The sequence below is a fragment of the uncultured Odoribacter sp. genome (assembly GCF_937966165.1).
Classification (GTDB): domain Bacteria; phylum Bacteroidota; class Bacteroidia; order Bacteroidales; family Marinifilaceae; genus Culturomica.
This window is the reverse complement of record NZ_CALCLB010000030.1, coordinates 15,221-38,981: the sequence shown is the minus strand read 5'-3', so window position 1 is coordinate 38,981 and position 23,761 is coordinate 15,221. Positions and strand designations below refer to the sequence as shown.

Below are 23,761 nucleotides of genomic sequence, written 5' to 3'. Positions count from 1 at the left end.
TATGAATAAATTAACATACATTATCATATCGGTATTCGTTTTGCTGTTTGCAGGATGTAACAACGAAGGAGATAAGCTGGTCGACATTACAGGGCAGGACGTTTCTCTTTCTGTTTCCTCGACAGATGCGAATGTACAAATTGAGGAAGGTGGGTTGGAAGGAACTGTGGTTTTCAAAACGGTAGGGGGAAAGTCCCGTATCACAGTAGAAACCAATCAACGAACGTGGACCGTTGAAAAGGGAGACAGTCCCTGGTTAAAAATAGAGCAAGATGCCACAGGTCTTACTTTTTCGGTAGAGGTAAATAGTGGGGAGGAAACATTGAATACAACGGTTACTGTTATAGCTGGAAGTGGTGAAAAAGCAGTAAAAGCAGTGTTAGACGTAAATCAAAGAGCTTCCGGAGATCCTGAACTTACATTGGAGGAAAATAAAGTTGTTTTTACTCCTCAGAATCTGGAACCTTGTAGAATAAAGGTAAACACAAAAGAAGAATGGTTTTTCGAAACAAAGTCACCTAGTTTTTGGTTGTTGATTGAAAAAGAGGCAGATAATACGTTGGTATTAACGCCTGATCCGAACGCTACGGTGGCAAATGATACCCTTGTTGTAAAAGTGACAGCCGGATATGGAAAATTAGCTGCTACAGAAGAATTAGTAGTAATCAATGAAGCGGTTCCTGTAATTTTATTCCAGCCGGATCAGCTTGTATTTTTGAAGTCAGGAGGTAAAGATACCGTATTGGTGGCAGCGAATCAGCCCTGGCAGTTGGGAGAAATTACAGAGAGCTGGATAAAAGCCGTTGCTGGAAAAAACCACATTGAAGTAACTGTGGAAGAAAATACGGGTGAAGATCAGCGGAATTATCGGATTCCGGTTATTTGTGGGACAGGGGAAAATGTGACGATAGGAAATATAGATATATCACAGTGGAGTAAAGAAGACGATTTATTGATTCTGGAATATACGATAACTTCCCCCAATACTTATATTACCTTACCGCTTCTGGGAACTGTCAATTGTACAGTCAACTGGGGTGATGGGTCAGCAGAAGATGTGAATACTGTTAAGCCGACTCATCGTTATGCTGCAGCCGGTGTTTATCAGGTAAAAATTTCTGGTACAGTGACAGCTCTTAGCAATTCAAATTTGAATGCAAGTGCTAAATTATTGACACGGGTAATTAACTGGGGACGTACAGGTTTGACCAATATGGAGAGTGCAATGGAAAAATGTACTAATCTTGTTGCTATTGCCGGAGATGATTTTCAGTCTTTTGCTGAAGTAATTTCTTTTGAATCGGCTTTTAGTGAATGTACTTCTTTACAGGAAATACCGGCTAATTTGTTGCAGTATGCTTCTAAAGCTACCTCTTTCAGATATATCTTTGCTGCTAGCAGTGGGACAGGTACTATGTTGAAAGAAATACCGGCTGGTCTGTTTGATAATTGTGTGAATGGAGAGAATTTTGGCGGATTGTTCTGGGGAAATACAATTCTTTCCAGTGTTCCGGAAGGGTTGTTTGATAATATAAAGAAAGCGAAAGACCTGAGTTATACTTTCTATAAAACGGGTATTACCACTGTACCGGCCAAGTTATTTTCTAATTGTAAACTGGCTGAAAATTTTAATAGTGCTTTTGCATACTCTTCTTTGGTGCAAGTGCCTGTAACCTTATTTCAAGGATGTGAAAACGCGCAGGATCTGGCTAGTTTGTTTTCCAATTGCACGCAGTTGAATAGCATTCCGCAGGGATTGTTTGCTGGATTGACAAAAGTAACGAGTTGTAGTTACATGTTCTCCTATTGTACGTCCATACAGACTGTTCCTGCTGATCTTTTCGCTTCTATGACGGAAGTAGTAAATGCTAATATGATATTTAACGGTTGTTCCTCTCTTATGACCCTACCGGCTGGCTTGTTTGATTCGTTTACGAAGTGTACTGTTTACTCTGGGGCTTTTCAGAATTGTACATCTTTAAAGACTGTTCCTGCCGGTTTATTTAAAAATAGTCCGTTAGTGAATAGTCTTGCCCGGGTATTTAAAGGTTGTGCTGCACTTGAAACGGTGCCGGCAGATATATTTAATTGTCCGGAGCTCTCTAAAACTAAAAATTCAGCTAGCTTATTTGAAGATTGTTCCAATTTGACTTCTATACCCAAAGGCTTGTTTGATTCGTTTACTGAAGTTACCGGTTTTGCTACATTGTTTAGCGGATGTACGAATTTAAAGAGTGTGCCGGTAAGTCTTTTTGATCAGTGTAAAAAAGTAAGTAGTTTTGCTAATGCTTTTAACGGATGTACGGCTTTAACGGGAGAGTCTCCTTATACACTGGTGAATGGAATAAAAGTTCATTTATATGAACGGAGCACTGATAATGGATTTAAAACGCCGGCAACTAAGACTAAATGCTTTTTCAATTGTACGGGTTTGAGTGATTATGATTCTATTCCAGCCGAATGGAAATAATTTTTTACTAATTTGAAATAATAAGAAGAGATGAAAAAATTATTATATATGTTAGCCTTTCTTCCCTTATTTGTCGGTAGTTGTTCCGATGAGGAAGATAATACAGGCATTTTAAATGCACCCAGAATTACGCTTTCTTCCTGGAATGTGGCATTTCCGGGAGAAGGAGGGACAGCTGTTGTAGCTGTTGTAGCTAATCGGGGAGATATGAAGATTGAAAATGAAGAATGGTTAACTGTAACCGAAGAAGAAAATCAACTGACGATTGTAGCAAGTGCCAATCCGGACGCTCAGCAAAGGATTTCGCAAATTGTGCTTTCCATCAGTGATGGGAAAAATATGGTAAAAGATTCGATTTCGGTGGTGCAGTATGCTACAGAAATAATTAATTTGTCAGAAGGAGAAACGGCGAATTGTTATATTGCTAAAACCGGTGGAAATTACAGTTTTCGGGCAGATGTGAAAGGAAACGGCACGACAGATGGCAAGAGCGGTTATATTAATCGTTATGGAGTAGAGATTCAGCATGTAGCTTATGCTGATTTGCTATGGGAGGCTACTTTTGATGCGGATAAAAATAAAAGTCGGGACATCATCATGGGGCAGCCTGTTTATCGGGATGGAGAAATTCACTTTTCTACAGGTTCGGTTCAGGGAAACGCATTGATTGCCGTAAAAGATGCCTATGGAACGATATTGTGGAGTTGGCATATCTGGGTGGTAGATGAAGAGATAACTACTACAGAAGGAAAGGGATTGGTTTGGATGGATCGTAATTTGGGAGCTTTAAATAATACACCTGGAAATACAAGTAATCGGGGATTGCTTTATCAGTGGGGACGGAAAGATCCTTTTTTGCCATCCAGGGCTTCCTATATGGTAACTGATTTTAGTAATATTCCTGAAGCTAATCGTTATAATAATGAAGTAGGGGATGGATCTGCCCAATGGAATTACAACCATCCTATGCGGAATGTTAGAGAACTTCCTGGAAATATGGAATATGCTGTTGAAAGACCTACTGATTTTTTAACCAGTTCTTCTTTTGAAGATTGGCTGGTAGCTGCTAAAGTTGAGTCTGGTTTGTGGGGTACCGATGATCAGGAAAAAACGATTTTTGATCCTTGTCCGGCTGGTTATATGGTAGCTCCTTCCAGCGGGTGGAACAGCCCGACAATAAAGGAAGAGTGGGGATCTTTTACCAATAACGGACGTTATTGGACGGGTGGTTCGAATGATTTTTATCCTTTGCCCGGCTTTTTGCAGGTTAAGGGAGGAGCTTTGAATTATTGCGGAGCTTTGGGAATATATTGGACACGTGAAGAGCAAGTGGAAAGTCTGGATTGTGGAGGACGATTATATCTCGCCATTAATTCAAATTTTTATTCTCATGTGGCCAAAGGCAGCGGTCTTCTGATTCGTTGTGTGAAACGGTAATTCAATTTAGAAGAGAATCCTCTTCTTTTTATAAAAGCCTCCGAATGTCTGGAATTTGACTTTCGGAGGCTTTCCGGTTTACTAACTCCCTTCCCGTCAGCTCTGTTTTGCAATAAACCTTCGCTTTCCTTCCTTTTGTTTTCCCTTGTTTGCTATGATTAGGGTCTGTTCTTCATCTGAATAATAAATGACAGTTGTCGGTATACCTCCTTATGCCAAAAGAAAAGTTATCGCTTTTCCGATGCCGGAACCCGAACCTGTTCCCCGACCGTTTTCCTTTTTGATATATCCCTGTTTTTATTCAGCTCAGGGTAATTACTATTTTCCCTCTGACTTTTCCATTTTCCAGTTGTTCATGGGCTTTAGGGATTTGTTTGAAAGGATATGTTTTATCTATATATACTTTTAGGGTGCCTTTTCGCAACATTTCCGCAATTTCCTGCATATCTTTCCCGCTGGAATGCATCAGGATATGTTTGTAGTTTTTGATATGATATGTTTCAGCTGCTTTGTCGGCTGCTGCTTTTTTGTTGGAAGGGAGAAGTACAATCATCCCTTCCGGTTTTAATACTTTCAGTGAACGGACGAAATTGTCTCCTCCTAAGGTATCCAGGATAAAATCGACTTCACTGATTTCTTCTTCAAACTTCTGGGTTTGATAACTGATGATTTCATCAGCACCCAGCGCTTTTACAAATGCTTTATCCCTATCCGATACGGTTGTAATGACGTAGCATCCGAAATGTTTGGCAATCTGTATGGCGTAGTTTCCCACTCCCCCGGCTCCTCCGTGTATCAAAACCCGCTCTCCCTTTTTCAGGTGGCCCGTATCTATCAGGGCTTGCCAGGCCGTAAGCGGGGATTGGGTGGCGGCTGCCGCTTCCGCATGGGATATGTTTTCGGGTTTGAGAGCAAGTTGGTCAGCAGGGGCAGCAGCAAATTCCGCGTAAGAACTGCCGGGCCCCGGGAAATGGATTGTACCGAACACAGCATCCCCTGCCCGGAAGGTTTTAACCTGCTCCCCTACTTTTGAAACTATTCCGGATACATCCCAGCCCAAAATCATCGGATGTTCCTGTTTCAGATCGTTTAACATTCCTTCTCCTTTCCGGCTTTTTACATCAATCTGGTCAATTCCTATTGCCTGGATTTCAATTAGTACCTCTTCAGGGCCTGCTTTCGGTTTAGGCACTTCTTCCAGGGAAAAATTTTCAATTCCCCCGAATTGCTTTAAAATCATTGCTTTCATATATGTATAATTTTATTTTTTAAATGATATGGATAAAATTTTCCTTTTGATTCTGTTTTAGAATCGTTTCCCGTCGTCTGTTCCGTTTTTATTTAAACGGATTTTTTGTTTCCTCGTTGCCTTCTCTTTATCTTTCACTGCAAGTCTCCCTAAGACAAGCCATTTTATCGGCGGAAGGTTTATACATCTGTTTTATCAATACGCATTAAGTTTATTATTACCTTTTGTTGCTCTGTAAATAATAAAAAGATATTCCATAACGGAAACGGATTGTTATTGCCAATCCATTTTAATGAGAATGTGTTTAAAGAAGAAATGAGGAAGATAAACAAACAATAAGTTAACTCCCATCAATATAGATACATCAAGTTTTATAAAAGAAAATTCATTGTTTATCTTAACTTTAATGCAAAGAGACGACAGACAAAAGGAACAAACTTTTATAGTATCGATGTTTTATAATTTATTGATATTTAGTGCATTGTTTGGTTTTCTCGCCGATGTAAAATTCGAAAAATTAGTTAATATAAATGAGTTTATTGATGTGTAAAATGTACTCTCCCGAGCAATAAACCAGCAACAACAAAAATGCTTACTTTGAGTAATTTTTACAACTTTATTTGCTAGCTGCATAAATTGTCACTATTATAAACAGAATAGCGACTAAAACAGACATAATTGTTGTCATCAGCATTAATTTCGACATTCTATCTGCTTTTTTGTTTCGTTGATAGGTTTGATAATTGAAGAAAGACGAAGTGGCTAATGTTTGAAAAGTATGCTGCTTTTATGCCATCATCTGTAATCTTGAAATCAGGGGTATCTTTATTATCCGTTTCGATAGCTTCAACCAATCCTAACCTGGTCATCTTTGAAATAACAAGATTTATTCGGGCTATGGATATCTCCCAGATGAATTCTTTGGGAACATCATTGACAATGGTTTCATTAAGTTCTTTGAATGAAATCTCATTTTTTTGATGAAAGCCTCCAATATGGCAGACATAATAAAATATTCTTGATAAAAACACTCTGATAATGTGCTTGCGATATTTTTAAGTACAGGTTCAATATTATTATATGGCTCATATGATTTTACCAATGCTTTGAACGACTCAAACAACTTTGTCATATCCTCTTTTTCTTTTTCAGTCATGCTTTCTGGATTATTGGATATTTCCATCAGCGTTCTTTTTTTGTTTCCCTATAGCGTGTTTATAAAATTTATATTTTTAGTTTTATATGAAACTTATTCCTCTTATTGCTCAAATATTTCTGAGCAACAAATGGCGACAAAAATGAGATTATAGTTTATTTGGTGCTAATTGGTGGATGAATAGTTGTTTATTGCTATATTGATTTTTAATACTTTGTTTGCAACTAGTTGATTGCCGTTATATTAATCAACCTATTCTCCGATGCCGCATATTATGCCAGAAAACGGAAGGAAGGAGAGAAAAATCGCTCTCGTTTACTCCGAAACTTCCGGTTCACAAATATAAGGTATATTGGTAGTTATTTCTCCGATTGGTTCTGTAAAACCATAGATGCATTCGCTTATATTTTGGTTGCAATCAAAAGAAAAGGGGAAATTAGAGTTGATACCCAGTATGGCGAAGCCATTTCTTTTCTTCCTTCTATTTAGCTTGACTTTAATAATCTTATATACAGAATACGGTGATAAAGTAAAGTCGAAATTATTTTTCTTTTGCAGAGTCCGTTAAAAATTTGATAACATCGTCTTTTTTGTCATATTTCTTTTCATTATAACCTTCCCAAACAGTCCACTTTCCATTCCAGTGGCATATAGAATATCCGTTCACGTTAATCCTGCAATCATCCTCTTGAGATTTAACCGATATGTATTCTGGTTTCATCTGATAGATATGCTTAAGTTCTTCATAAAGAATACATGTCATCAATTCAGAATGATAATGATTCCTCTGACTTTGATGATAAATAAGGATGTTGTTATTGTCGAAAGCTATGAAACCTTGTTTGGCATGACTCATGATATTTGTTCCAAACTTTCCTGTTAGTATTTTTACCCATAGTGGTCTATCATTGCATTTAGAAATTATCTTATTTAGCGATTCCTCAATCTGATTACCGTCGAAATCTGAATCATCTATTATTGCTTTGAGGCAATTGAGGCTGATTATGTTAGAATTATCATCAATTCTAAACAATCTTTTCCATGAATAGTCCCGATGTCCAGGACGATTGTAAAAGTTTTTTCTATAACTTGAAAGCCAAGGCATATAGTCATCTTTGGATAACATGGCTTTTACCATCAAGAATTCTTTTGTTATCTTGGAGTCAGCCTGACCTATTTGTGAGAATAAAGGCAGAACCTTGTCAAGGCTTTTTTTATAAATATCTGCACTTGGTATGTTTTCCAAAGGCTGGAAAGGAGTCTTATTCGGTAACACGCCGGAAAGATATAATGTAATGCCTATTTGTCCATTCAGATATGGATGATGTTCGGCATGGTCTATAAGATTTTTCCAATTGCTTTGACGACGTAATTGAGCCTTGATTACTTCTTCTTCCCACTGATAAGCCGGGAAGAAATCGGGCTTTAAGTCTTTCGATATGGCAATCCATTCGTTTATAATCAATCCATTGGATATCTTACGTTTTGTATTAAAATTATCAAGAAGTTTCTCAACGCTTTTAAGTGCCTTTACCATATCTTCTGAATTGTCAAGTCCGGCTGCTTCAGAAAGATTATATATGAGACGCATCCATTCCGATAGTTCGCTCATTCCTAAGTCCCCACAATCCTGCAAGAAATGGAGATATGCATGAATTTTTAAGCGTGTGTTATAGGTAAGGTTTCCGTCATCGCTAACATTTTTCCCCTGAAAAATCCATCTTTCAATAGCTTTGACAACATCAAACCAGTCAGTCTGATAGCCAAAAAGATTACTATGCTCAAGTGCTGTATGTGCTGAGTCCAGAAGAATTTTTAGATCTGCAATAAGTCTTTTCAAAAGAGACGAATTAAATACAAGTCCCCTTTTTTCATACCAATTGTGAGCAAATGTGATAATTTTATTGTTTGCTTCAAAAAGATAATCAAGATCTTCTGGCTTTAATGAACTCTCTCTCCTTGCAAGCGGCCCCTCATTGGCAAGAAGTACTTTCAAAGCGCGCTCAAGGAAATGATCAATATTCTTATCTCCACGGTCTCTGTGGCTCCAAAGAGTATCAGACCAGTTCACATCAATATCTGCTTTAAATTCTTTTTCGATAGCTGGAAGATATTGTTCAACATCTTCTATAAATTTGCTTTTAAAGATTTCAAAAGACGTTAGCGGTAGCCCACGTGCATTCATTTTAATGTAAAGGTCATCAATGTCATGAAATTCTTTCAATGGCAGAAATTCAAACACTATGGGCCTAATCTTATTGTCAAAAAGATTGGTATAGGCTTCATGAACGACATCATGGAACTGGCTGTCAATTTCATCGAGCATGGTAAGCATTCCTTTAACCGTAGGGTCTGCAAGCCAACTATAAAACCACCAAGCTTCATTCATTATTAGCTCGCTTGGTTTAATTTTTCTTTTCTTTCCCGAGTTTTTATCTTTAATTTCTTTTTTTATATTTTCCACAGAAAAGACTTTGTCGCAGTTGACTAGTAACTCTTTGCAAAAACGTGTAGAGCTATCACGGGTTTCGTATGAGAGTACAAAAGATGTGGACTTTTCCCCTTTAATGCTTCCAAGATAAATATGTAGAAGCCATAGGGTGGTAAGGCGCTGCTGCCCATCCAGGGGTATAAAGCGAGTATTATCAATATATCCATAGATGAAGTCGAGACTATGTGACCCTCCATTCAGAATATATGATTTTAGTTCACTGATGAAATCTTTGCGAATTTTCTTAGCTTTATCAGTCGTTCTACCTTGTACATAATCTCTTTGGATAGAAGGAATAACTATCTCATATTTATTTTTTAGAAAGATGTCGAGGAACGACATCTCTTTGACGTCTATTTTATCATTCATAATATTAGAATGGTAAGGTTAAATTAACATATGGCTCGAGTGTTGAACAGATATTTTCCCAATAAGCAATGGCATCGCTCTTTGACCAAAAAAGCATCTGTTTGATTTTCCGGGAATATGCCTTTTCAAAAACATTCCGTGTTCCCACGGGAGTGTAAACTTGAAATTCATCTTGAAGTATGCGGCGACGTTTTACTGGATAAATATTGTTACCATAGCTTCGGTTGGTACCGGCATTGAGTAACACAAAGTTCCAGATAAAATCTTTTTCATCTATGTCACGGTTATTCATTTGTATAATTTTAAATTCATCGTCATCGCTTTTGAAATGATTAGTAACCTGATTGTAGAAAGATTCAATATCATTTGTTTCTTTAGGAGAAATATCTGAAAGTTCAGCTGTATTCTTTTTATCAGCTGTTGTCGGATTTATCTGGGCATTCAATATGTCGATTGCTTTATAACAAATCGATAGTTCCTCTTTTTCAATGTTTTTGATGATATCTGGAGCAATAAAGTATATTTCATCCGCATCTTTCGTAGGTGTTGAACCCGTGAGAAGTTCTAGTATGTCTTTTGAAAGTGCTTCAGCCTTTTTAATGTCAGGAGAATAATCTATATGTGAAGCTACATGCTCTTGATCCCAGCCTTTATCTTTTCGTACACCTTTATAATCAGCAAACGAAAAACGGGCATTGTCAGCAATTCGTTTGTCTTCAAGCATAATATTATAAAGGAAAAGAATCTCAGAGAGTTCTTTTTTGCCATAGAAAAGACGGTTGCTTTGTATTTTTGAGACTTCCCCTTTTATGATTTCGTCCAGAAAGGCAATTCTCTCCGTATGTTTTTTGCCTTCCAACTTATTCTTAAGTGTAAGAACAGTTTCACCAGTAACATATTCAAGTATAAAACCAATACGATGATATATGGATTTTTCTTGATACCATTCCTTAAGAGTATCAAATAGATTCTTGACTTTCAGCCATTGTTCAAGTACCCATTTCTCTCTTCCGTTAATATCTTTTCCTCCAGTACCCATCATTAATCTATATGAATTGAGATATTGGTTGAAAGTATAGAAATGTTTTTCATGTAGAGACTCCACTTTACCTTGAAGTAAATCAAATATGTATTCAATATGGGTATCATATGAAAATGGATGTTGTGAGCTATATATAAATCCCCAAAACTCCTTACCTTGAAGAGTGTTTTCAATCTCATTCCATTCTAGTGCAAGAGATCTTGCTTTAGCAATATCATTTGACTGCCAATTACTCTTTTGGAGCAAAAGGGCTTTTATAAGTTCTGCATTATTTAGATGAATCTTGCCTGCATTAAGACGGTCGAAAATATCAGCATTTGAGCCTGAAGATAAGGTTGGATAATACCAAATAAACTTGGTACCTTTTCTTAATATTTCGCCAAAATTATTTCTTTCATCCTGATCCAAATCTTTTAAACGATTGTAAGCGGCAACAAATACTTCTGCGAAATGACTGTAGTCACAATTGTGATTTTCAAATTCTATATATTTGGACTTGTCGCATACTACCAAATTAACCTTTTTGAGCCATTCGTTACTATGAGCACGCGTCTCATATTTGATTGAAAACAGTTTTGGAGCTACATTTACCGATGCACCATCACCATATCCTCTTTCTTCGAAATCTACTAAATGGAGTGCTTGTAGAACAAGGAGAATCGTGGTAAGACGTTGTTGTCCGTCTATTACCTCAAGAGAATTATCTTCACCATTTCTTTTTTTGACCACAAGGGGCTGAAGACAATAAAATTTGTCTTTATCTTTTTGATAATGATATTTTCCAAACTCCATAAGGTCATCGATAAGTTGCTCGACTTGATCTGAGCTCCACCGATACCCTCTTTGATATGCAGGAACAAAGAATTTAAACTCCGGAGAAAGAAGTTTATATACGGCAACCAAATCTAAGGAATCAAACAGTTCCATAATGGATATTTTTAAGAATTTTGCAAGAGATCATAATGCAAATTTAGTTGTTTCTCAGAAATTTATCGTTAAATCAGGAAATTCTTTGCTATGTTATTCAGGAAGTGTATGCTGTGACTGAGTTCGGAAAGCGTGTAGCTGGGTTACTACTGTTTTTTGGCAAGGGGAATTATAGTATTCGCTTAAGCATGATGTTTGTAATAAGTTAGCAAAACTTTATTGCCTATATTTTGCAACTGCATAAGAACCTTACCAACAAAATAGGTTGGTTACGGCTGTTTCCAAGCTATTATTTGCCGATTCAAAAGTGTATGTAATTGTTTTTCAAATAAATAACTCTCAAAAAAGGTAGATGTTTTCAGTAAAATGAGCGACCTATAACAGGAGAAATGCTTGTGTTGACTGGCGATATCTGCTACCTTCAAAATACTATAGGACCGTAATCAACATTGTGCAAGTAGGCTTCGTCAAATTACAAGCAAGTGCTTATCGTGCTTGGTGATCATGAGTACTAGCATTACTCTGATAGAATGGAACATGGGCTACAATGGAATTGGTAGCACAAAAAGAATGTTGGATATTACCAAAATCAAGTTGTCAGGATTAAGGATACTGATTTTTCGAATAGCTGAATTTTCTTATCGCTTATAGAATCAAGATGATAGAATAGTTGTGTCGTCTAGTCTCCTCATTAAACTATCTCAATTTTTCAGATAGTTTAACTGTACGAATAGTTTGCCTACTTACATCTCTCTCTAATTGGCGATATGCCTCCGTACTTCAGCTAAACCATTTTAACCACTGGGTTAAAATGCTATATCTTTTAATAATAAATATAGGCTGTATTTTTACGGGATGAGATAAATCATAATTTAAAGGCGATGGCAAAACAGCTGTACGACTATTGGTTGTACAATTTGATTTTCCAAATGAAAAAGTAAAACCATACAAGTCTGGTGGTGGTGAGATGGTGTGGAATGAGAAGTTGAAGAAAAGCATTCCTTTGTGAATGTTACATATCCTTATTTCAATGAGAATCTATTCTTAACATTGGCTGTAGCTTCTATAAAATTGGGGATCATGTCTGCGGTGATTGCCCAATTATGGTAAACATCCACAAAGTTACACAGCCTTAGAGGGGGTTTATTATCTTTCGATTTCTTATCGATACTGTTAACTAGTATTTCGGCTATGTCTCTTAGCTTATATTTTATTAAATTTATACAACTCTAATTTTTAAGTTTATGCAACTTATTTTTATTCATCGCAAGATTACGTAATAGCTTATCAACAACGTTGTTGTGAGGTAAAGCTGATGAAGTATTTATAAGTCTTTCTATTATCTGAAGTAATCTCGTGATAATTTCGTCCTTCTTACGCATTTTTTTTTCATGATCATTCAGTAAAGCCTTTAATGCTTTTTTATGTTCATTATTTAGATCGGTCATAGCTTGTTTAACCTCTTTGGTTACTTTACCTCTATTTCCCCATGCTTTGGCAAACCAACCAGCAAGGAATAACAGAAGCGCACCTAGGATTGATAATATGATTTTAATAACTTTGTCCATGACAGTGTATGTACTATTTGTTTAATTGTTCAATTATTTTTTTTGTATAAAACTCTTGTTCAATTGCACTAATGACATTTGAACTATGACTTATTTGATAGAGTGTAACTAAATAGCCGCCTAAGTCGAATTTTCTCATGGTATTCTTGTCTCCCATATAAGCAGTGAATATAGAATAACCAATATCAGAAACAGTTGCTAAAATGTTAGAATACATTATGATTTTACATGTTCTGACCTTAAATAGGTTTTCATTCTCATCTTTTGAACGAGTAATACCATGGAGAAAACCTATTGTCCAATTAATGACCATTGTTGCAATACCACCTTGTACTACTGTTCCTGTATTTAATCCGTATAAAGATAACTCTCGAGCAAGCTTTGGTGAAAATGTTGAGATTATGGGTATTGGTAAACTTTGCTTGCTGGGTAAATCAGACATTAAATGAACTATTTCCTTGAACAAAGCATAGCCAAGAGTTATCCAACCTTCCTCACCTTCTTCTTTAAGCCTTGTTCCAATACTTCTGAAAATATCAATTGTTTTAGCGCGTTCGCAAATGGTGTCAAGCTGTGCGAAGTACTCTTCTCCGTTTCTTGCTTTTCTTAAATGTGCCATAGTATTAATATGCCAACTAGCAAAATCATAACGAGTTATTGTCGCAGTCATAATATTTGCTGTTCCAAATATTAAACCAAGAAGAGGGTCGTGCCCCAATGCTATAACACGATGGTTAAAACCAGTGAATCCTGGACGCTCAGCTTTATTTAGTTTATACCAATTATTATCATGTTCTTTTTGAATAGCATCGAATGGAACGGGATTTGAAATAATTTCTTCCTTTGAGGCATAATACGCATTACCAAGACGATCAGATTTCTCATCTCTGTGAAATGGAGTTTTCTTAGCCAATTCTTTATCACTCATTTCACGGAGTGTTTTGATATAGTACTTCATTGCACATTGAAGAAGTACAGAAAATACAAAGAACGGAATGTCTTTCTTATTGATGATTGATGTTAGGCTATTAAATTCCTTCGTTGCATTATCAAGAATATCTTGTGTATGTTCACAAACATCAATACGATGATTTATTTTACAATTAAGCGATTCAATCTCATTATCGAGTTTGTTGTTGTCCTCTACTATGTCTTGCAAATCGGAAAGAATATCTTTCAATGAATCAGTCATAGCTGTTAAATTTTATAGAATTAAGTTGCTTCATAATCTCTGTTTCCAGACTATGGCTCTCTGCAAATTGCTCTGTAAGTGTTTACTTGTAATTGTTCAGGCGAGTATTGAACTCTTCTTCGGTAATATCGACATCTTCCATATCAAGTTTATTTTTCTATTGCGAATTTGGTGAATTTATTTCACTTTATTAAATATAACATAAAACTTTCCATATATGAGGTTGATTCCGGCAAAATTCTAGAAAAAAGGTTGTTTAAACCATCATTATCCCTAAAGCAACAATACCCAAAGTTAGACCTAAGGCTTCCTAATTTCAGAGCAGGATATTCAATGATGACAATAAAAAAAGAACACAGATATAGTTACAGACTAGCGTTATGTAAAAGACCTTGATAAAAAACATGAATTAGGAAGGAGGGGTAAACGCCCTTCTTCATGTTAATACTCCTTTTTTTCTTCAACTCTTCAGCTTCCTGGCGGAGCTGTTCTGCTTGGGCTTCTTTGAGCCTTACACGCTCTAGTTCCGCAGTTCGTTGGGCAACACGTTCTTCATACTCGTTTACACGTTGACGGATAATCTTCTGCTGTTCCCGATAGGACTCATCGTTAAAAATGTTTTCCAACTTATATCGATTGTCCGCGTCGATACCATCTGTCATTTTAATGTGACGATACTTGATGTCTGTATCTCTCAGAGCTAAGTTCTGAGAGAGCTCATAGCCATTGCCGATAATAGAGCAGAGTAACAGAAAGAACGACGACACAAGTGCAATCATTACCTTTGAAGAGCGAATATCTATTGTATGAATCAACTTTTTGGGTGGCAATGGCTTATGCGCAGTTTCATCTATGTGCTCATGTAACAGCTTTAGCTCATCCTTCGTTTGCTTGGTACATTGTTGCACCTCGCTTTGGGTTTCGGTAAAAGAGGCTTCTATCCCTGATCAATCTATTTCAGAAGCTGGAGGCGGTGTAAACGCTTGCGTTGGTCGTTCTACTTTAGAGTTGTTCTCTAATTGCTTTAAAATTTTGTTTAGACGTTTACCACATAGTTTTTTCAACTCGCTGAACATCTGAGTTACTACTACATTTCCCATATGCTTAGGATCTTAATCTTGTTTTTTCTTTTTCTTTTGCATCTGTCGTCTGAATTGTACCTCTTCAGGATCAATACCAGATGACTGGTCAAGAGGTAATGAGAAGGGATCTACTCCATGGCTATTGTCTGTAAATTTGTCAACTTGTTTACTATAATTGTCAATTTACAGGAGTAGCTTTCTTACTATTTCCTTGGTATAGGGCAGAATTAGGCTACACAATGATATAATTGGTCACGTGTCATATTGAATTTAGCTATAGCTTCGGCTATGGTGTAATACTTAGGTGCTGATAGACCTTTGGCTATATCAAAATGCTTTTTAGAATAAGATACTGTAATCCCTTATTTCTTCTTTGGAATCATATTCTTTAAAACAAAACAATATATGACACTTAGTGTCATGCCGAATTCCTCTTAAATTTCAGCAACACTATACCATTTAGTAATGTCTGAGCTTGGGGCTTTCTTTTCGAAGTAAGCATTAATGTGTTTCTTACTCCAGTATGTTTTGACTCGGTTAAAGGTTCGGGGATGTTATTGTCTTTGGCGACCTTGAAAATCCAAGACTCTGCGACACCAAATTTTTCCTTTGCCTCGGCAGTGGTGTAGAAATCTGAAATAGGTGTTTTCTCTTTAGGTGCATTAGCTTTTCTGATACAATTAAGAAATCAAACATTTTATCTATATCAGAACGTCTTATAAGAGTCTTACCCTCAAATCTTACAGCTTTGATTTTACCTTTTCTCAAGTACCTATAAACAGAGATTCTTCCAACACTTAAAAAAGAAGAAACTTCCCTCGGTGTTAGAAACTCTTTTTCGGAGTGTGACTTTACCTCTTCCGTGTACCGTTGTTGGAATTATTCAATTTTCTTTTTTCTAACTCTTTCCGATGCAACACATTTATATCACTGATTATCAGTGGCAATTCATTTTAATCGGTACAACCTCTGTTTTTACAAATGCACAGAATGCGGGGACAAATGCAAATCGTTGTATTTCATTGCCTTGCATATACGTGTTGTACCGCTTTCTTTCAGCCGTTTTGCGAAATATCCGCTATCAGATACAATGTATTGAATGATAGGACATTTCCGCATGTATGTTACAGAACGTTTGTTGAATACAGGGGTAGGGCTTTTCTTGGAATTGCATTGTTTAAAGTGCTAAAAATATTCTTGGAATATACCCTATATGATATAATTGTGGCGTACAATAATAAATTATACCCCTTATGGTATAATGTCAAATATTTGTATTAACTTTGTACCCGAAAAGGTATAAAGTTGGATACTTATGAATAATCTCTCTATTACGGTCAAAATGTTGCGAAAGCAGTATAACCTGACACAAGAAGAACTTTCGTTGAAGTCGGGTGTAGGGTTGCGCTTTGTTCGTGATCTTGAACAAGGGAAGGAAACGCTGCGCCTCGATAAGGTGAATCAGCTTCTTGATTTCTTCAATTATGAAATGGTTGCCATGTCAAAAACTAATAATCAATGAGACAAGCCCATATATTTTACAAAGACCAATTAGCTGGGATTCTGACTGAAAACGATACCGGATATGAGTTTCATTATTTGCCGGAGTATCTGTCTTTGGAAACAGCAAAGGCTGTTAGTTTGACATTACCTTTGCAAGAAGAGGCATATATAAGTCCTACGTTATTCCCATTTTTCGATGGTTTGATTCCTGAAGGGTGGTTGTTGGATGTTGCATTGCGGAATACGGACATCAGCATACTTGACCGAATGTCATTGTTGCTGACCTGTTGCAAGGATTGTATCGGGGCGGTGAGTGTCGTTCCGATTGAAAGAAAGGAGGATGTTCATGTGTAATTGCTTGTATTGTTATCGTCCACTTCTGAAAGGAGAAAAGGATATGCATCCGGCTTGTATCAAAAAGTTCTTTGGAACAACGACATTGCCTGTTCTTGATTATACGACAGAGCAACTTGACCAACTTGCTCTGCAAATCATTCGAGACCAAACCTCTCTGACTGGTGTTCAGCCGAAGTTGTCTTTGCATTTGAATGAGCATGAGGGTAGTAAGCGATTGACTATTGTCGGGCTTTGGGGCGGTTACATTTGTAAGCCTCAGATTTCGCAATATGAAATGATGCCTGAGGTGGAGGATTTGACCATGCACCTTGCAGAAATAGCACGTATTAATGTGGTTCCTCACACATTGATGCGGATGGCAGATGATACACTTTGCTATCTTACACGTCGAATAGACAGAACTCCTACCGGAGAGAAGATTGCGATGGAAGATATGTGCCAACTGACAGAAAGGCAAACGGAGTATAAGTATAAGAGTAGTTATGAGCGTATCGGTAAGGCGGTTTTAAGATACTCGTCTCTGCCTAAAATGGATGTTACCAATTTTTTCGAGTTGGTACTTTTTTCTTGGCTGACAGGAAACAACGACATGCACTTAAAAAACTTCTCTTTGTATGAAACAACAGATAAGATACGTTTGGCTCTGGCTTACGACTTACTGAATGCAGCTATCATTAATCCAAAGGATGATGAAGAACTGGCATTGACCTTGAATGGGCGGAAGAAGAAGTTACAAAGGGAAGATTTTGTCAAATCAGCAGCCACTCTGGGTATAGAGAATGTGATTGTAGAACGACTGATAAATAAGTATATCAAACTATTGTCTAAGTTTGAGACTGTCATTCAAAACTCTTTTCTAAGTGCTGACCTAAAAGAAAAGTATAGTGATTTGCTAAGAGAGCGGCTTGGCAGACTTTCGCAGTAAGTTATAAAACAGTTAAATTTTGAACAGATAGATATGTCGTATATGTTTTAGTGTTCAAACTCTGACCATATCACATTAAATTGACCTTCTTTGAAGTTAGCTTAAAACATCAATATATCAGGTCGTCTTTCTGTACCCGTTTGAGCAGTCTGCCTAACTGTCATTTGTCGTATGATTTCGTCCGCTTTTTGAAGACAAATTCAGGCAAGAAAGGTGCTGGTATGCCTGTTGTTCGGAATCCATAGTTCTTCTTTAGAAAGGGATTATGCTGGAGTGACATCAATACAACTTATTTAAAGTGTCGGAAGAAGCCCCAAAGCATACATGACGTGAAGAGTATGAGCATATTTGCAATGGGAAACAAAGTGCCAGGAAATTATATCATAGCGATGATAAATTCAAGCTTTATCAGCCACTATGTGGATGGTTATGTAAATAACACTCAGACATTTCAAATCAATGATGACAGACAATTACCAATCATTGTTCCAACAAGCGAACAAATAAATTGCTTTGATAAAATAGTAAATTTTGCAATATAACAGAAGAAGTGGCATAATGAATATGATTGGAAATCTTTTCAAAAGCAACTTGATAATTGCGTCTATAAACTATATGGTCTTGATTGATTGAGGGATTTTGTTGGATTGATGTGAATTCAACTTATCTCAAAGCACGATTAAAAAGAAATGGAGTGTTTGATATGCTTAGTATGACATTGTTTACAATGACACAACTTCCCGGCTGGTATTATGTTAGCTTAATTAATACAGAAGTCGTTAGTCTTTATGTTGACAATTTCATTAACAACACTTCCCATTTTCAAATTAACGATGCGCGACAACTTCCAATAGTTATTTCTACCCAACAACAGCTATCAGAAATAAAGGAGGTTTGTGATGAAGCATTTGCAATTAAGAGAAGTTTCTTCTCCTCTACTTGATCTAAAGATGAGGCAGAAGAGAAGTTGGCATGCATACAGAAGGAAATAGACAAATTGGCATTGGAACTATATCAAATATAGCTTTGAAATGGTCGTATCAATCTCTGTTTCTAAATTGTCTGACTTTTTGTTAGAAGAGTACGAACTGAAACTGGCAGATATGCACTTCTTTGTTTGTAAAACATTACTAACCAGTAGTTTTATCTTAGACAACTGCTTCTCGTCAGGAATTCTGATAGGCAGTTGTCTGAGATCATTTATTTGAACATTCACAGTACAATTTATGAACTCACAATAAACATCGAATATTAGGTTTGAGTTCAGAACTGCAATGAAAAAGTCGCTTTCAAGTTTCCCAATAGGATATAACGACATTGAGCCAACATCATTCACCGATGATGCTTTTAACTTAGCTTTCAATAACCGAGCATTGGGATTCAAAACATTGTTCCAACAAAATCTCTCTATAAATGATCACCATCGCTTATAAGGCTAAAAAGAAAGGCGCTCAAAATGAACGTCTTAATAATCATTGATAATATATGCTAATCGTTGGTAATCACAACCTATTTCCCGATGCAAAAGTGTTTGAATATGTTGCCGAGGACTTCGTCGGTGGTGATTTCGCCGGTGATTTCGCCGAGGTAGTGGAGGCATTCGCGGATGTCTTGGGAGATGAATTCACCACTGAGACGGGAGTCAAGGCCGGAGATAACACGCTGAATAGCCGAGAGAGCATGGGAAAGGGCTTCGTAGTGACGAATGTTGCTGACAACGACATCTCCGGAATTTAGGCTGTTTATATTGACGGTGCTGAGAAGTTCGTCTATCAGGAGTTCGAGGTTATGACCGGTTTTCGCTGAAATGGCGATCAGTTTTTCACCGCTTGTCCGCAATTTGATTGTTTCCAGAGTGGTTAGCGGGTCTTCTACTTGGTCCGTTTTGTTTAAAATGATCAGAAGACGGGCTTGTGGCGAAAGATGCTCTTTTACCTGATGGTAATAGTTTTCGAAGGTATCGGTCCCCCGGCTTAAATCTGTCAGTAGTAAAACAACACTGGCTTGCGAAATTTTGGCAAAGGTGCGTCCGATACCGATATTTTCTACTGTATCTTCCGTTTTCCGGATGCCTGCGGTGTCGATGAAGCGGAATAAGATCCCGTTTAAGTTGATGGTGTCCTCGATGGCATCCCTGGTCGTGCCGGCAATATCGGAAACGATGGCTTTGTCGTCTTTTAATAATGCATTTAAGAGAGTGCTTTTCCCTACATTTGTATTTCCTACGATAGCTACCGGGACTCCGTTTTTAATTACATTTCCCAGGGAAAAAGAACGGCATAAGCGGTTTAAAAGTGTTTCGATATGGACAGCGATACGCCTTAGTTCTGAACGGTCGGCAAACTCTACATCCTCTTCGGAAAAATCGAGTTCTAATTCCAAAAGGGAAGTGATGTGTAATAAAGCCGCCCTTAATTTTATTAATTCAGCGGAAAATCCTCCCTTCATTTGGTTTAAAGCCATCCGGTGGGAAGCTGCAGAAGAAGAAGCGATCAGATCGGCAACCGCTTCGGCCTGTGAAAGATCCATCTTTCCGTTTAAAAAGGCCCGTTGAGTAAATTCACCGGGTAAGGCCAGACGGGCACCTCTGCTGACCAACAATTGTAAAAGGCGTTGCTGAATATAGACAGAGCCATGACAGGATATTTCTACAGAATCTTCGCCTGTAAAAGAATGAGGCCCTCGGAAAAGGGTGATCAAGACTTCATCTATCAATTGATTATCATCATAAAGCTGTCCGAAATGTACCGTATTCGCCGCACTTTCTTTCAGTTGTTTTCCGGAGGGGGAAACAAATAAGGTATCGGCTAACTCAATACATCCTTTCCCGGATAATCTTATTAAAGCTATTGCTCCTGCTCCGGGAGCCGTGGAAATTGCACAAATGACAGACTCGTCGATCATAACTTGCTTTTTGGCAAATTTAAGGTTTTCAGTTTAGACTTAAAAATCAGAAAAGAGAAAACCGAATGTTAAAATGTAAAATGTTGGGGAGATGAATACCATTCGCTCCGGGATAATCCCCTTCAGACGATTCGCTGATTCGCAAACCTCCTGTCCCGGTCAGGAGGCTGATCGGAGAAATGATTTCCCTTTTAGCTGATCTGCCGGGAAATATCGCTCATTAAAAGAATCCTGAACCTCTGAATTTACATTTTAACTTTTCAATGGGTAGAGTTTTGTATTATTTAAAAATAAAGAAAACATAAAGCCGCCCATAGGTTTACGGTTTATTCCTCCGAAAACGGAGGATAAAGTCTCTTAGGAAGAGCAGGATTACAAATATCTGTCCGGGGACAGATCTCGGCACAGGCCGAAGGCGGACTTTATAGTTTCCCTTGTTGGCAAATACAGTTTATTTCTTCCAGAAGCGAGGGTCTTTCGTGAAAATCACGCATTAAAGATAAACAAAATACATCTTCATCCTCATATAAAGGTTTTAAATCAGGCGAAGTCACAATATCCCTTAAAGATTCCAATAATCCATTTTTATAGGCGGGAACGAGCCGGTTTAAATTGCTGTAATAGTCAGCGGATTGACCCAGGGAACAAAAATTTTCATCTAATCGTTCGAAATCTGTATCTATTGCTAAAGGATAGGTTTTTTTCTTTAATCCGGATTTCATAATTTTCACGGTCCCGACTAAGTATGAATCTAAAGGTTCTTTTACAATCTGATTGGCATATAATTCATAAGTGGTCGTATAACTATAATCATTCCATTTTTGGGGCACGAGATAAAAAGTTGTCTTTTTATTTAGTTTTGCTAACAGAGGAATGAAACTTTCAATTACGCGGATTTGCATAGAAATGATGTTTTTGAATAAGTTTAGTTGAATATTAAATAAAACCCTAAAATGGGAAGAACGATTCCTAAAAGAAAATAGACAAGATAAATTTGAAAAATCCATTGCAGGCAGATAAACAAAATTTGTCGGCGGGATAAAGAATATTCTTTAGGATGTTGAGCTTTAAATTGTTTGACGTCGATTCCGGCATGGTTGTTATCATATTTGATAAGGAGGGCTTCGTATTTTTCGAAGATTTGTTTGAGTTCTTGCTCGGATACTGTTTTCCTTACTTTTAATATACTGAGTTCATCCAATAAAGCCGAAAGCTCGCATCCGCATTTATGGAAATTGATGGCTTTCAATCCGTATTCCCGGGCTGCAATAAGCTGGGAAATAGCTAGGACAAATACAGACAAACCGATCGTTAAGAGGGTTACTAACGTACTTTTCGATTGGTAATCCGGCAGAAAAATACACAAGTTCATTCCAATAATCGATACGGTGAGAACGGTTACGGACAAAGTAGAGTAAAGATTGTTTAACCGCATCCTTCTGTGTGCATTAAACCGTGCTCCTCTGGTTTTCCAGATTTTTTTTTCTAAATTTTCAATGAGAATATCCATAATTAACCACTGTTTTTTCCGTTCATGATATCGCTGTCTCTCTCATAACTGTATAGGCTTTTGGCTAGGAATTTCGTGTACAGACGCTCAAGCATTTCAGCCGTGTAGGGATGTTCCTCCCGTATTAGGTTATGCCGGATCAGTTCGGTCCTTTTTTTCTCCAATGTATTGATAGAATCGTAGTCAAAGAGATAGGAATTTTTCCCTTTTCTGAGTTCGTAATGGGCCCGTACTATAGATTTTAGCCGGTTCGGTTTTTGATATGCAAAAATTTCAGATTGATTAAAAAAGGTTGTAATGATGTGGTCCATACGGCTCAATAGCGTTATATCGGTTAATTGCGAATAATAACAAATCCAGCCGTATCGTTTCTTACCATATTTTACACCCGTTATTTTTTTATTTACTTCTTCCAGGAAATAGTCTTTCAGGGCTTCGGGTTTATCTTTGTAATAAGCCGGACAGTATTCTGGTTGTAAGTATTGTTTTTTTAACTCGGTGAAAATACCGGCAATCCGCCTGATAAAACGGGCTATTTTTTCTTCCGGTACTGTAATTTTTTGTGGAGAAAGGAGATAACCCAAATAAACAATTTCCCGCATTTGTTTCCCGCAACTTGTTTTTGACAGATTCCAGCTCAGTTTTTTTTGTTTCAGAAAGTCTTTAACTTCTCGTTTGCATGCCTGAAGCGTCCCTTCTGTACAAATCAGTATATCATCAACATAACGGCTATATAGAGGGAAATGAGCTCCCAATGTCTGGTCGAAATCAGACATGTAAATTTCAGCCAGAATGTTGGAGACGGATAACCCTTGAGGAATTCCCCTGTCCGCTTGTTGCTTTGGGGTTGTTTTGGAATTAAAATTTTGAGGAACCGTAAGGGTATGAATAGCTTTCCAAAGTAAGGATAAAATCCGTTCGTCTTTAATTTTCTTTTTTAATAGCTGAAATAAAAGATGAGGATCGAGATGATCGTAAAATCCTTTGATATCTGTTTTTAAATAAGCTATACCCGGATGTTGCTGGATGTATTGGAATATATCCGCTACTTTTTTATTGGGCAAATCCCGGTTGATGCATTCCGGAAATGTAATCTGAAGATATTCTTTTAAAGCCAGAAGCAATAAACGGTCTCTAACCGTAGGGATAGAAAGTACCCGGGGGGGACGTCCGGCTCCTTTATTGACTAGTTTTTCCCGGTAAAACGTAAACTTATAGGTTTGTGCCCTGCTCTTCGTTTGAATGATACGAATTTCTTTTTCCAAACGGGCTTCGAAAGTAATAGGGGAAATAAAATCAATTCCCCTCGTTCCGGAAGACCGGATAGAAGAGTAAAATAATTTTTTTAAGTTAGAAGTAGATATAATATCATCAAAAGTCATGTGTCCCATCTGTTTTACAAAAATATGTAAAAAAGATAGAACAAAGAAATATATATGTAAAACTTCTTGTAAAAGCTGGAAGCTATGAATTGTTTTTCCAGCAGTTTTTGGGGATAATAGTATACGTTGATAATCGTTTTTCCACCGGACATTTTAGCTTTACAAATGTTTTTTATTTTAAATGTTCGCCTGTTATC

The 23,761-nt window shown here is 37.2% G+C and carries 16 protein-coding genes and 2 pseudogenes; 7 read left to right on the top strand and 11 right to left on the bottom strand.

From position 1 onward, the window contains the following. Window position 1: 1 nt before the first annotated feature. Window positions 2-2,470: a BspA family leucine-rich repeat surface protein gene (locus tag Q0465_RS11590; protein ID WP_298616438.1), complete on the top strand. Its 2,469-nt coding sequence runs from the start codon at window positions 2-4 to the stop codon at window positions 2,468-2,470. A gap of 30 nt (window positions 2,471-2,500) precedes the next feature. Further along, window positions 2,501-3,907 carry a BACON domain-containing protein gene (locus tag Q0465_RS11585; protein ID WP_298616436.1) on the top strand — a complete coding sequence of 469 codons (1,407 nt, stop codon included), beginning with the start codon at window positions 2,501-2,503 and terminating at the stop codon, window positions 3,905-3,907. 301 nt (window positions 3,908-4,208) lie between these two features. Here the strand turns inward: Q0465_RS11585 and Q0465_RS11580 are convergent, their stop codons facing one another. The 3 genes from Q0465_RS11580 to Q0465_RS11570 all read right to left on the bottom strand — a co-directional run bounded on the left by Q0465_RS11580 (window position 4,209) and on the right by Q0465_RS11570 (window position 11,141). Beyond that, the gene (locus tag Q0465_RS11580) at window positions 4,209-5,156 is read right to left on the bottom strand and encodes an NADP-dependent oxidoreductase (RefSeq protein WP_298616433.1); all 948 of its coding nucleotides are present in this window, start codon (window positions 5,154-5,156) and stop codon (window positions 4,209-4,211) included. Window positions 5,157-6,853: 1,697 nt separating this feature from the next. Beyond that, window positions 6,854-9,172: a DUF262 domain-containing protein gene (locus Q0465_RS11575; protein WP_298616431.1), complete on the bottom strand. Its 2,319-nt coding sequence runs from the start codon at window positions 9,170-9,172 to the stop codon at window positions 6,854-6,856. Window positions 9,173-9,176: 4 nt separating this feature from the next. Beyond that, entirely contained in the window at window positions 9,177-11,141 is a 1,965-nt protein-coding gene (locus Q0465_RS11570; protein WP_298616428.1) for a DUF262 domain-containing protein, read from the bottom strand. A gap of 332 nt (window positions 11,142-11,473) precedes the next feature. Between Q0465_RS11570 and Q0465_RS11565 the strand changes: the two are divergent. Beyond that, window positions 11,474-11,761, top strand: a pseudogene (locus tag Q0465_RS11565) (metallophosphatase); the annotation flags it as partial. A 240-nt stretch (window positions 11,762-12,001) separates the two neighbouring features. Beyond that, window positions 12,002-12,144 (top strand): annotated as a pseudogene (locus Q0465_RS11560) (restriction endonuclease subunit S); the annotation flags it as partial. Between the two features lie 226 nt (window positions 12,145-12,370). On the opposite strand, the gene Q0465_RS11555 reads toward Q0465_RS11560, so the two are convergent. The 4 genes from Q0465_RS11555 to Q0465_RS11540 all read right to left on the bottom strand — a co-directional run bounded on the left by Q0465_RS11555 (window position 12,371) and on the right by Q0465_RS11540 (window position 15,769). Beyond that, complete coding sequence (locus Q0465_RS11555; RefSeq protein ID WP_298616426.1) at window positions 12,371-12,709, bottom strand: hypothetical protein; 339 nt, start codon at window positions 12,707-12,709, stop codon at window positions 12,371-12,373. A gap of 13 nt (window positions 12,710-12,722) precedes the next feature. After that, the gene (locus Q0465_RS11550; RefSeq protein WP_298616424.1) at window positions 12,723-13,901 is read right to left on the bottom strand and encodes a hypothetical protein; all 1,179 of its coding nucleotides are present in this window, start codon (window positions 13,899-13,901) and stop codon (window positions 12,723-12,725) included. A gap of 365 nt (window positions 13,902-14,266) precedes the next feature. Beyond that, window positions 14,267-14,809, bottom strand: a complete 543-nt coding sequence (locus Q0465_RS11545; protein ID WP_298616422.1) for a hypothetical protein — start codon at window positions 14,807-14,809, stop codon at window positions 14,267-14,269. Window positions 14,810-15,520: 711 nt separating this feature from the next. Next, window positions 15,521-15,769, bottom strand: coding sequence for a helix-turn-helix domain-containing protein (locus tag Q0465_RS11540; protein ID WP_298616470.1), 249 nt, complete (start codon window positions 15,767-15,769; stop codon window positions 15,521-15,523). 529 nt (window positions 15,770-16,298) lie between these two features. On the opposite strand from Q0465_RS11540, the gene Q0465_RS11535 reads away from it, so the two are divergent. The 3 genes from Q0465_RS11535 to Q0465_RS11525 are packed head-to-tail and all read left to right on the top strand — an operon-like array spanning window position 16,299 to window position 17,768. After that, the gene (locus Q0465_RS11535; RefSeq protein ID WP_298616419.1) at window positions 16,299-16,505 is read left to right on the top strand and encodes a helix-turn-helix transcriptional regulator; all 207 of its coding nucleotides are present in this window, start codon (window positions 16,299-16,301) and stop codon (window positions 16,503-16,505) included. Next, window positions 16,502-16,840, top strand: a complete 339-nt coding sequence (locus Q0465_RS11530; RefSeq protein WP_298616416.1) for a HipA N-terminal domain-containing protein — start codon at window positions 16,502-16,504, stop codon at window positions 16,838-16,840. Before Q0465_RS11535 ends, Q0465_RS11530 begins: the two co-directional genes overlap by 4 nt. Continuing rightward, window positions 16,833-17,768 (top strand): HipA domain-containing protein, encoded by a 936-nt coding sequence (locus tag Q0465_RS11525; protein ID WP_298616468.1) that lies wholly within the window; start codon window positions 16,833-16,835, stop codon window positions 17,766-17,768. Before Q0465_RS11530 ends, Q0465_RS11525 begins: the two co-directional genes overlap by 8 nt. 1,509 nt (window positions 17,769-19,277) lie before the next feature. Here Q0465_RS11525 and mnmE read toward each other — a convergent pair. The 4 genes from mnmE to Q0465_RS11505 form a co-directional block, all read right to left on the bottom strand. Beyond that, window positions 19,278-20,672, bottom strand: a complete 1,395-nt coding sequence (gene mnmE / locus Q0465_RS11520) for a tRNA uridine-5-carboxymethylaminomethyl(34) synthesis GTPase MnmE (protein ID WP_298616413.1) — start codon at window positions 20,670-20,672, stop codon at window positions 19,278-19,280. A 422-nt stretch (window positions 20,673-21,094) separates the two neighbouring features. Next, window positions 21,095-21,574 (bottom strand): hypothetical protein, encoded by a 480-nt coding sequence (locus tag Q0465_RS11515; RefSeq protein WP_298616411.1) that lies wholly within the window; start codon window positions 21,572-21,574, stop codon window positions 21,095-21,097. A gap of 23 nt (window positions 21,575-21,597) precedes the next feature. Beyond that, the gene (locus tag Q0465_RS11510; RefSeq protein ID WP_298616409.1) at window positions 21,598-22,182 is read right to left on the bottom strand and encodes an SLATT domain-containing protein; all 585 of its coding nucleotides are present in this window, start codon (window positions 22,180-22,182) and stop codon (window positions 21,598-21,600) included. Between the two features lie 2 nt (window positions 22,183-22,184). Continuing rightward, complete coding sequence (locus Q0465_RS11505; protein WP_298616407.1) at window positions 22,185-23,573, bottom strand: RNA-directed DNA polymerase; 1,389 nt, start codon at window positions 23,571-23,573, stop codon at window positions 22,185-22,187. Window positions 23,574-23,761 lie beyond the last annotated feature (188 nt).